This window comes from Burkholderia sp. LA-2-3-30-S1-D2 (assembly GCF_001523915.2).
Classification (GTDB): domain Bacteria; phylum Pseudomonadota; class Gammaproteobacteria; order Burkholderiales; family Burkholderiaceae; genus Burkholderia; species Burkholderia diffusa.
In genome coordinates this window covers 2,795,019-2,806,470 of sequence record NZ_CP013384.1, presented here as the reverse complement: position 1 = coordinate 2,806,470, position 11,452 = coordinate 2,795,019, and the positions used below count along the sequence as shown (strand labels likewise).

The window sequence follows — 11,452 nt, the reverse complement described above, 5'->3', positions numbered from 1 at the left end:
CGATAAAATGACGATCGGCAATATCAAAAAACATAAACTCTTCCTGGGCATAGTAGTCGTGCCTATGATACTCGCTCTCGCTTATTACATCGTTCTTGCGCAAGATCGCTTTACCAGTACATCTGAAGTAGTGGTGAAAAAGGTCGGTTCGAACGAAGGGGGGAGTGGTGGCGGGGCGGCCGCCGCTCAGGCTTCGGGTTTGTCCATGCTGCTGGGCGGTGGCGCTTCTAGTTCTCTTGAAGAAACGCTTTATGTTCGTGAATTCGTTCTCTCGCAAGACATGTTAAATGTCTTGCAGGAAAAGTTGCATTGGAGCGAGCATTACGCCGGACGCCTGCGCGATCCATGGTATTACCTGTCGCCGGATGCATCAAAGGAAAAAATGCTTAAGTACTATCAGCGGATGGTGACGGCCAGCTTTGATGAGCCGACTGGTTTGTTGACTATTCGCGTGCAGGCGTTCGATAGAGAATTTGCGGAGAAGTCGCTTAAGACGATCATTGCTGAGAGCGACAATTTCGTCAATAGCGTTTCGCATCGCCTGGCGCTCGAGCAGGTCGAGTTTGCCGAGAGCGAAGTGGAACGCGCGCGCGATGTCTACGATCGTAAACGGGATACAGTGTTGGCATTCCAAGGCAATAACAATGTCCTGGATGCACAGAGATCGGCTTTAGCTCGCAACGATGTGATTTCGCAGCTTCAGGCAGAGGAAATCAAGGCGGATACTGCACTTCGCGCAATGCGGGCTAGCCTGAGCGAAAATAGTCCGCAAGTTCGACAACAGCAAATTCGCGTTCAGGCCCTTCGCCAGCAAATTTCGGTTGAGCAAAATAAATTGACGGCGAAAAATTCCGACAACCAGATGAATGTGGTTGCGGCAAGATTCCGTAATCTTGAATTGGATGCTCGAATTGCCGAGGACATGTATAAGGCGTCGGCAATTGCATTGAATGAGGCACACAATCAGGCTGCAAAGAAATTGCGCGCCCTTGTCGTGATTGTGAATCCTAATATGCCGGATGAATCACTTTTGCCGCGTCGTTTTTATAACCTGTTTACGATTCTGGTGATCTTGTTGTTGGTATATGGTGTCGCGCGCTTTGTGATTGCTACAATCAAGGACCATCGAGATTAAGAATCGGATTTGCTACGGTATGTACAAAAAATATTCCTTTTTCGGCACCCGGCAGAACGTCGTGCGCTGCCTGCGGGCTGCGGCGTTACTCTCCAGCGTGGCGGCCCTAAGCGCTTGCGGCATTTTGTCGGGAGCTGGGCCGTATATGACCAGCATCACATCGGCGTCGAATGGGGGCAACAGCGACTATCCGTACACGCTCATCGAACTTGCCCCTGGCAATATCGCGCCGTACGTTCGTCCGCCTGAAAGTGCACCCCGAAAGCAGGTTGCTCCTCAAGAGGTGCCGGAGGTGCAGCTTGTGCCGGGGGATGTGATCAAGGTGTTGATCTCGGACGACAACATGGCAGGTACTACGGTATTTGCTCCGCTTGCACAGGGGGGGACCGTCTTCGACAAAGTACGCGTGAATTCTGATGGGGAAATTTCCCTTCCCTATATGGGAACGAAGAAGGTAAGCGGAAAGAACCTTGATCAGGTCGAAGCCATTATCCGCAAGGGGGTGATGGGGCGTGCGAGCGAGCCTCAAGTGCATGTTGAACTCGTCAATGACCTGTCCAGTTCGGTTCTGGTCGCGGGGGCGGTGAAGAGTCCCGGGCGCTACTCGGCACTCCAAGGGCCCCTGACCATACTGGACGCCATCAATCAGGCGGGTGGCCCGGTGCTGGAACCCTATCTGATCAACGTTGTGCTCCGTACAGGAAAAAAAGTCTCTGCGTACAACTATCAGGATCTATTGTCGGGTGGAAATATGCCGGTGCCGCCGAAATCCGAGATCATATTGAATCGTGCGCGAGAGCGGTTCGTGGCGATGGGAGCAGTCGGTAAGCCGGGGTTGCACGATTTGCCGTCGTCGAATCCTACGCTGCTGGAAGTTCTAGGTTCGGTTGGAGGATTGAGCGAACGCAGCGCAAACCCTCAGGGCGTATTTGTTTTTCGCCTGGCTGATACCGTGGAAAAAGGCAAGCCAGAAGCGGAGGTCTTTCATCTAGACATGCGCGAACCAGTATCCATGTTTCTTGCGAAGAAATTTCTGGTGCTACCCGAGGATACGATTTATGTGACAAATGCGCCGACATATGAGTTGCAGAAGATTATTGCTCCTATCGTCCAGGTAATGTTGCTGGGCAGGTATGCAACCGATTATTAAGATTGATGGCCATGTCAGAAATTGATTCTGGTTTTAAGGCGAAGCGGACATCGCTGAAAATATTTCAGTCGGTGCTATTTGCTCTGTTTTTAAGAGAAATGCAGACGCGATTCGGGGCGCGGAGAATGGGCGTCGTATGGGTTATCATGGAGCCGCTGAGTATTCTCGTGGTTATCTTGACCTTTTATGCCTTTTTTAAAGTAAGTCCGGTACAAGGCCTTGATTTCATCATCTATATGGTTAGTGGAATTGTTCCGTTCCACATGATGAGAAATATCTCATGGAGAATGATCGATGCAATACAGGCTAATCAAGGGTTATTTTCTTATCGACAGGTTTTGCCGTTCGATACTTTTATCGCTCGTATGACTGTCGAGATCTGTGTTTACTCATGTGCCTACGTAATCATTTGCTTTTTTCTTGGGTTTTGGTTCGATCACGACGTTTTGATCGATGATCCGCTCGCATGGTGTTTGTCGATCGCAATGGGGATTGTGGTCGCATTTTCGATCGGCGTGTTGTTCGCTATTATTGGGCACGCATTTCCGAGATTGAAGCTGGCCCTTCGGTTGTCGTATCTTCCCATATACCTGACATCGGGGGTATTTTACCCGGTATGGCGGATATCCGACGAAAAGTTGTCGTGGCTGGCATGGAATCCTTATCTTGAGGTAATCGATAATATCAGATCTTCCATGTTTGCGAGTTATCCGAAGGTAGAGCAACTGGACGTTCTTTATCCGATATATTTTTCCTGCTTCGCATTGTTTTTGTCCATGCTTTTGTATCGCTGGCGTAGAGAGGATCTTCGGAAATTCACACAGACATGATCGAACTACAAAACCTGACGAAATTCTATGTGACCACCCGTGGGAGAAAGTACATCTTTCGAAATTTATCGTTCAGCGTTCCCCCCGACAAGAACATCGCGTTGATTGGGCGAAACGGGGCGGGCAAGAGCACCTTGATGAGGTTGCTGTGCGGAACAGATATACCTGACAGCGGAAAGATCGTTACCGACAAGCGGATTTCATGGCCAGTTGGACTAGGTGGAGGATACCAAGGATCGTTGACTGGCCGTCAAAATGCAAAATTTGTATGTCGGACACTGGGAGCAGAAGGAGCGGCGCTCGATAAGGTACTGGCCTATGTTGAGAATTTTGCAGAATTGGGCGAATACTTCGAGCAGCCAGTCAATACTTACTCGTCAGGCATGCGGGCAAGACTGGCTTTCGGAATGAGCTTGGCATTCGACTTCGACTACTACATGGTTGACGAGGCAATGTCGGTAGGGGATGCACACTTTCGTGAGAAGGCGGAAGCCGAATTCAAGCGACGCGTGGGAAAAGCAAATCTGATCCTCGTGACACATGGGATGGCCCAGGTTCGAAAAATGTGTGACATTGTTTTGTTGCTCAACAATGGAGAGGTCTCGGTGTTTGATGACGTTGAGCAAGGAATAGCGGTATATATGAAACTGTGAGATTCGAGACTGTCATTCTGTTTTGATGGTTTAAAATGACGGAAAAACTCTATGCTTCGTGATGACTGATAAGATTGGAATTGCTTCTATTTTCAGGAATGAGTATCCATTCATAGTTGAATGGCTCGCCTATCATCGTTCGCTCGGTGTTAGGCGATTTTTTATTGCGGATAATGAAAGCGATGATGGTACTCGTGAATTGTTGCAGATTCTACATGACCTGGGTTACATAAATCTTGTGCTCCAGCCGATCATCGACGGTGAGAACTCACAACTCGCGGCCTATCAAAGGATTCTGGAGGTGTATGGTGCAGAAATCGAATGGCTGGCATTTATTGATGCCGACGAGTTTGTCGGCATTGAAAAAAATGATCTATCGTTGGTTGAATATTTGCGGAGAATTTCTAAAATAAGAAACGTTGGTGCCATAGCTATAAATTGGGCAGTCTATGGGTCCTCACACTGGATGACGGCAGGTCGCGAATTCGTTACCGATAGATTTACGATGCGAGCTGAGCAGAACAGATCTATTAATCGACATTATAAAACATTCATCAGAACGTCTGCGTGTAGAGGTGTGGGAACCAATCCACATGCTTTCAAACTAAAAAAAGACTTGATCTATGTCGATTCCTCGGGGCGAAAACTCGGAGATGGTGAATGGGGCGGCCTTACAAAAGATGTCGCTTGGGCGGGGATACGAATAAATCACTATGTGGTCAAGTCGCGTAGTGAATTTTTCACCAAGAAGAGGCCTCGCGGGCGGCCCGGCGGGAAAACCAGAGCCGCTGAATTTTTTGAACAGCACGATATCAATGAGGTCGAGGACAGGCTGGGCAAGCTCAGAGCAAGCGCGTTGTTGCGGGAATATGATGAAATTGTTGCGTCTTTGAAGATCGCCGGCGTCGAGTATGGTGTGGAAGATAAAAGGAATGATCCTTTACACTTCACCGGTGGCGGCGGGATGAAATTCAGAGTCGATAGCGTTTTTTTTGAAGATGGTCGAATCGAATGCAAGGGATGGGTCGACGGACCGAAAAATAATTGCATTGATTTCAAGATGCTTGTTAACTATGCTTGTGTGGTGAAGGCAATTAGTATCGAAAGAATGGTCCGTGCGGACGTTGCGAGGCACTTGAAGGGAGATCCCGGCGTGCGTTACGGATTCAAGTGTGTCTTCGATGCGAAAAAGTTAGTCGAAAAGCGGGAGGCTATCGAACAGCTTGAACTTTGCATAGGAGGAGGTGAAAGCAGTGTTGATGTTCTTGTCAGGCTGAAAATCTGATGGAGAAAATGTGCGGGGTGTATTTTGACGACGACTAGATATTTAATGCGATCAAATCGAAATTTTCTGTCGACATGTCTCATTTTTTTGACCTTCGTCTCGGGTGTATTTGGTTTTATAGGAAGCTTGGAGGCGCGAGAGGTCGGCATCGCTTACACGACATTCCATAACTGGAAAAAAGCTTGGGGTACTCCGCTTCTCGGGCATTATTCGGCGGATGATCCACATGTCATTCAGGAGCACGCAAAGTGGTTGAGTGGCGCTGGAGTCGATTTTATTTTTATTGATTGGTCGAACGACATTGATTATCTGCCTGGCTGTAGTTGCCGAAAGGATATTGAAGCTCTGGAAACGGCGACCTACGCGCTGGCAGATGAATATCAAAAGCTCGACGATCATCCCAAGATAGCCATCATGCTTGGCATTCCCGGGACTCCAGAGGCAATTGAGGATGGAAGGCTTCAGAAGAAGGCCGATCAAGTATACAGGGATTTTATAAGAAATCCCAATCGAGTGGCGTTATATCAAAAATATGAGGGCAAACCCCTTCTGATTGTTTATGTAGGAACGCCCTCGCCATTCAAAAGATCTCTGCCAAACTGGAATGATCCGCGGTTTACAGTTAGATGGCTAACGGGTTTTGTTTCTCAGCAACCAGATTTGCTCCTAGATAATCAAGTAAGCAAATATGGCTATCTGTCATGGGAGGATCGCGGTCCTCAAACTTATACCATGCTGGGAGGCCATCCGGAGGCCATGACGATTACCGCGAGCTGGCGTCCGGATTCAAATGCGCGTATAGCTGGGCGGACGCGCATGGGAGGCGATACATTCAGAGAGGAGTGGCAGCGCGCGATAGACAAGAAGGTCGACCTTGCGTTGGTTGTTTCATGGAATGAATGGGCACTGTCCGAGCAGAAGAGTGCTGAGGGAAGCAAGGATATCGAGCCATCTGTCGAATTCAAGGACTTTTATTTGCGTCTGCTAGCTAAGGAGATAACTAGATTCAAGCGAGCGAATTGAAAGCTGGCTGAACAAGGTGGAGGCTGTTTGAACTTGTTAGCGAACGACACAATTCGCAATGTGGGACGTGTCGTTCGCTTTGACCTAAATTTATACCGTGGTCAGCATTCGAAGATTGTTCTTTTCAAAGAAATCGACGAAATTTAACCTGTATTTGTTATAGCCATTGATAAATTTCGATACGTCACTTGAGGAATAGAGGCTGGAAAAATCGATATCGCTTCTGATATCAATCTCGGTCTCGTTGACAAAAGGAATGTTCAGCGCCGTGGCCACTTCAGCTGTCCGGGAGTCGTGGACGATCAGTGTGGCAGGCGTTCCCGCCAACAGTGATGCGATAGCCCCATGCAGGCGCGTACCAACATACATGGCTTTGCTGTTCATGAATGCAAGCCATGACGTCAGATCGAAAAATACGTGAGTTTTCTCGGTGACGTAATTTGCTATGCGACTTTCGTTTTCGCCATACAACGCCCCTAGAATATTTGTCGCCTTGAGGAGAATTTCCTGGTTGCTATACCGTTTCAGGGCGAAATACATATCAGCTAGTTCAGATTGCAGCACTTGATGCAAGTTGAACTTCAAGGCCTGTCGATACAGGTGGATCTGAAAAAGACTCGCGCTTTGAAAGCCGTGACGAGTTCCGCCTATAACTATGCCATTGCTCATTTCCCTCGAGAAATTCTTAATGGCAGGCGCCTGCTTGCCCGCAAGTAGCAACGAAGGGCAGCCGGTTACGCTGACCTTCTTGATTCCGTAAGCCTCAAGTACAGAGGCGGAAAAATCGCCTCTGGTGGAGATAGTGCTGGAGCGCTCGGCAATCAATCTAACCAAATTTAGCGTTCCTTCCTTGAGTTTTGGAATTTCAGATCGCAACGAGGATTGAGCACCAAGGCCCACTATAACGATCGGTAGCTTGGTTCTTCTCAGCCGCTCGTATAGCGATCCAAGATCAATGTCAGAATTCAGCCAGTTCGCCGCTGCAAGCACAATGCAATCTTTGTCTTCCAGATCGGCCTCGGTGAATCCGAGATGTCCTTTGGTTGAACCTTGAATATTCTGATACAGACTCTCACTGAAGAGAAGATTTCCTGTGTTTTTTCCACTGTTGGAGAATGCTTGATCGAGCGTTATTTTGCTGATGTTCTCTTGGGAAAAAATTCCAAGTACTACCGGCGATTTAAACATAATAAATTTATCGAGTTTAATAGAGATAGTTGTTGGCCATCACCAAATTTATTGGGGTCAAATGTCTGTGCGGCTATCTTCCCAGCCTTGGGTTCGCCCTCTCACCAGAAGCTTGTTCGACTTTTGCCGTTGCTTGAGGTCGGAGTTCTTGATCCCATTCTTCATCGCAAAATGGTAATCCCTTGCATCCATATGCGCAATGGCAGCGTCTTCGTCACCGTGCAGTCTTACTCCGAATTGCTGTGCCCAAAACTTGCCTTCGGCCGTAGCGGTTTTGAACTGTGCCTGATCGGAAAGATTGTGAGAATGCAGGACAATCGCATCATTTACATATGCCTTCTGATAGCCCGCCTTAATTGCAAGCGATGCCCAAACATAGTCTTCTCCCCATTCGATTTCCGGATACGGGAGGCTTCTCCATATTTTCCGAGACATCGCCGAGTTGTTGTCGGAGTAGAAATATGCGAGCATACGCCAGTTAACTCCTCCTCGATAACAATAACTGGGAAGTCCGACTTCGGAGTCGATTACCGATGGTAGTAGCGCCAAATTATCAAAGTGTTCATTGATGTCCCGCTCGATAAACAACCCGTGGTCCGGATAAGCAGCGTGCCGGCCGGTAACTCCTGCGACGCGATCACCCATGCTGAAGCCGCTAATCAAGGATGACAGCCAGTGCTTGTTGGCGGGTGTGGCGTCCTGGGTGAGGATTGCCACGTAGTCGCCTTCTGTCATCGAGATTCCCAGATTCCGAGTTCGTCCATGTTGGAATTCATTTTGTGGAATCTGAGCGAAACGGACATTGCGATCTTTGAATCTATTGACAATTTCCGGTGTATTGTCTGTGGACGAGCTGTCAATTACTAAAACGTCGTAAGGGAAATCACACTCTTGATTGGTGACAGCATCGAGAACCTTGAGGAACTCGCCTCCTGCGTTATACGTTGGAATGAAAACGGAAACGCGAGGTTTCTTTACAATAAGAGGTGAGCCAATCGACGACGCGATATTTTCAAATTTCGATTCTACAAGTTTTTCAATGATAGCGCTTTCGATCTTTCTGGCGCTATTTTCCCAAGAACTCGCCGCAATAAATTCGAGTCCGTTTTTGCGCTGAATTTCTCTCTTGCGAGGCGAGTTCAGCAAATCATTGATCGTATCGACAATGCCGTAGGGGGAGGGCGGTGCGAACGCGACCTCACCGTTGTGAAAAATTGCCCGCGTGCTCGGCACGTCAAGCTCGACGACCGGAAGTCCGCAAGCCATCATTTCCAAGGGAATCAAGGAATAATTGGTTGCAGAGTAGACGAGGCCAATATCCATCGACCTATAGAGTTCCGCGAGCTTTTCGTGGCTCAAAATACCATGCGGTACATACGGAAAATCGTAATTGACTTCAATGTTTTCCTCTCCAAACAAGTGGGCCTTGAACCGCCTGCCTGATCGATGGAGTTGCTCGAGTGCGGCGAACCCCAGCTCCACAGCTCGTCTTGGTGTGTACGGGCGCGCATAGAAGGCGATTTGCACTTCATGTTCGGATGAGTAGGTGGCCGCGGCGGAGGTCGAGAGCGGGAAGTAAATATCGTGATCGGCAGCAAGTTCCCAACGACGCGACCATACGCCACGCTCCTTCATGATCTTGTCAAGCCAGGCGCCCGCACACAAAGCAGAGAATCCGAAGTCATAGGTGCTCTCGGCTACAAGGCGATTGGCGCCTGCGGGATGGAAATCGGGCTCGAAATCTTGAACGAAATAAAATCGCTCCTTGAATTTCGTTGCTCGGCTAACTGGAAATGCGGTCCAGCAGTCCGTTGCAATGATGACATCCCCGGAAAGTTGGCGCAGGTCTTCGGGCAAGAAGAGAACGGAAACGCTTTTGCCGATGGGCATATACCAATCAATGATGCGTTGCCGTGCGACCTCCTCGCTTGGCATGTTCGTGGCGTTCTGCAGCCAGATGGTCTGCTGGTGTCCGAATTGCTCAAGGAATCTGACCATCCGGAAAATGGTCGTGTGTCCTCCCGCGCCCTTCCCGAAACTGGGCAGAACCCAATGGATGTCGAGTGCTTTCCCGTTGAATGCACGCGACAACGGCTTAAGTGGAAGCGGCGGGCGGGTCGCCGCTCGGGCGCTGTCGCGCGGCCACGCGTCGGTGATTTCCGAATTGGTCGCATCTCGTCCAGGAGCTGGCAGCGACTCTCCAAGCAAGGCGCGCACAGGAGATGTATAGGAATGGACCGTGAATCCCCGTGCGCGGATGGTCATCGGCATGACTCGTTCTAGCGCATGCGCCAACGTGTTGTCGACCTGACCTTCCTCAGTTTCGAACAGATCCAGGTTGTCGATCTTTTCAATCAACGGCAGCAGCGATCGGGTCCGGAACCAGCACATCGAGCCAGCGGCAAATTCGGCGGAGATGTATTCCTCGCTGATACCGAGAAAGCGCAGCAGATTCTTTACATTCTCCGTATTTGGATTGCTGACTGTGTATTTCTTGACTTCATAGAAATTTTCTGGATACAGTGCACCAATTTTTTGATCGATAGTAAATTGATCAATGATTGCATTGACCATTTCCTTGCTGCCCATGGTTTGATCAAAAATGTAGTGGCGCCAGATATTTCCCCAGTTGATGTGCCTGCTTTGCTTCGTGTGGAGATGGAGTACCAAGTCATAGTCTTTCCACACATGCGCCGAGCCGACCAGGAACGGACCGATATCGCGCCCCTGGTTTGGTACTAGGATGACGTCTTTCGTGAATTCAGGAAGATGCCTGTTCAGATAGTTGATACAAAATATCCGATCTGCTTCGCTGCAAACGGTCAATGCGATATGCGTTCCGCTCGGAAAATTCTGTAACCCCTTCGCAATTTCGCCGAGCAATTCGGGATAGTAGCAGTGAACATGAACACAGACACTCGTTTCCGGACTGTGTTTGAAGGTCGGATAGATTGTAATGGTACTGCCGGGTCGCGTGAGAACATTTTTCTGACGACCCTGCTTTATGTAATGGAGCAGAGGATTCTGGTCTGGATTATCTTTTAGATTGAATGTTTTGTAGAAAAAGCTATCAAAATTCGGATTCGGATTTCTACTTTCCTTGAATCCAAAATTCATGTAGTGAAGGAATGGGGCAATTCCGGATGCTTTGACATCCGGATACATCGACAGATAGAAATTCTCGTCGAATTCAAGGCGACACAATTCTTCGGATGAGGCCGGTTTGGTCGCGAGATCTTTCCTTTTGCCTTGGCGTACATAGTGAATCAGAGGATTCTGCTTTGAGGCTCGGCCAAGGTGAGTGTTTCTGTAATAAATTCCATCGAATTCCGGGTTGGGATTTCGTCCTTCCTTGTAGCCATGATCCATGTAATGCACGAATGGATCGATTCCGGATTCCTTGACATCCGGATAGTTAGACAAATAGAAGTCTGCATCGAACTCGCGACGGTACAGTTCAGTGAGCGGATCTGAGGGGGGCGCGTCGGTCGCCGCGCTGGCGATCTCGAATCCTTGAGATTCCGGAGATGAGGCCAATTGCGCCGTCTGAACATCCGCAATCAAGGCGGGGGAGAATAGCTGCGCGGCCTGTCGTGCATCATGGAGTACTTTTCCATTCCAGTTGTATTCTCCATAAAGCATGATGCAGCATGCGGCCGGATCAGATACGTCCGGATTAATGTGGGGATGTGCTGCAAGGAATGCATCGCGGTTAAATGAAGCGGACGGAATGCGTCCTTCTTTCCAACCATGCATGATGTAATGCAGGAGCGGATTGATCCCTTTCAGTCTGACATCCTCGTACGTCTTCAAATAAAAATTGGAGTCAAAGAAAAACGAGGGATTAATCTGCCTGCTTTGCCAGTTGTTCAGGTAGTGGTCGGCTGGATCTTGCTTGGCTGTCAGCTTGGCAGATTCTCGATAGATATCGCCGTCAAAGAATATTGATTTTTTGACTAGATCGGATTTCCAATTATTGGTCTTTTTTGAGAAAAACATATGTGCACGGCCCTTTATCTTGAACGGAATGGTTTGATGATCAGGTGTCCCGCTGGTCTGTACGGTAGCTGGAAAGATCGATGGCTCTTGTGAAATCTCGAACGGCTCGTCATACGAGAGCGAGTGCGTGTCGGTGACGTCCACTGAACTTCCGGAGGCGGAGATTGGGCTTTCGTTGTATCGAACATA

General features: G+C 48.8%; 8 protein-coding genes. 6 read left to right on the top strand and 2 right to left on the bottom strand.

From position 1 onward, the window contains the following. Nucleotides 1–7 precede the first annotated feature (7 nt). The 6 genes from WS66_RS25995 to WS66_RS33805 all read left to right on the top strand — a co-directional run bounded on the left by WS66_RS25995 (nt 8) and on the right by WS66_RS33805 (nt 6,076). Complete coding sequence (locus tag WS66_RS25995; RefSeq protein WP_059608316.1) at nt 8–1,135, top strand: ABC transporter permease; 1,128 nt, start codon at nt 8–10, stop codon at nt 1,133–1,135. Between the two features lie 19 nt (nt 1,136–1,154). Continuing rightward, nucleotides 1,155–2,285, top strand: a complete 1,131-nt coding sequence (locus tag WS66_RS25990; protein WP_059608317.1) for a polysaccharide biosynthesis/export family protein — start codon at nt 1,155–1,157, stop codon at nt 2,283–2,285. An 11-nt stretch (nt 2,286–2,296) separates the two neighbouring features. Next, complete coding sequence (locus tag WS66_RS25985) at nt 2,297–3,115, top strand: ABC transporter permease (protein ID WP_059608351.1); 819 nt, start codon at nt 2,297–2,299, stop codon at nt 3,113–3,115. Beyond that, nucleotides 3,112–3,768: an ABC transporter ATP-binding protein gene (locus tag WS66_RS25980; protein WP_059608318.1), complete on the top strand. Its 657-nt coding sequence runs from the start codon at nt 3,112–3,114 to the stop codon at nt 3,766–3,768. The genes WS66_RS25985 and WS66_RS25980 overlap by 4 nt, the downstream gene beginning before the upstream one ends. Nucleotides 3,769–3,829: 61 nt before the next feature. Next, the gene (locus WS66_RS25975) at nt 3,830–5,053 is read left to right on the top strand and encodes a glycosyltransferase family 2 protein (RefSeq protein ID WP_082729091.1); all 1,224 of its coding nucleotides are present in this window, start codon (nt 3,830–3,832) and stop codon (nt 5,051–5,053) included. A 45-nt stretch (nt 5,054–5,098) separates the two neighbouring features. Further along, nucleotides 5,099–6,076: a hypothetical protein gene (locus WS66_RS33805; RefSeq protein WP_159086586.1), complete on the top strand. Its 978-nt coding sequence runs from the start codon at nt 5,099–5,101 to the stop codon at nt 6,074–6,076. 90 nt (nt 6,077–6,166) lie between these two features. Here the strand turns inward: WS66_RS33805 and WS66_RS25965 are convergent, their stop codons facing one another. Further along, nucleotides 6,167–7,264, bottom strand: coding sequence for a polysaccharide pyruvyl transferase family protein (locus WS66_RS25965; RefSeq protein WP_082729092.1), 1,098 nt, complete (start codon nt 7,262–7,264; stop codon nt 6,167–6,169). Nucleotides 7,265–7,321: 57 nt separating this feature from the next. Continuing rightward, complete coding sequence (locus tag WS66_RS25960) at nt 7,322–11,407, bottom strand: rhamnosyltransferase WsaF family glycosyltransferase (protein WP_159086585.1); 4,086 nt, start codon at nt 11,405–11,407, stop codon at nt 7,322–7,324. Nucleotides 11,408–11,452: the final 45 nt, after the last annotated feature.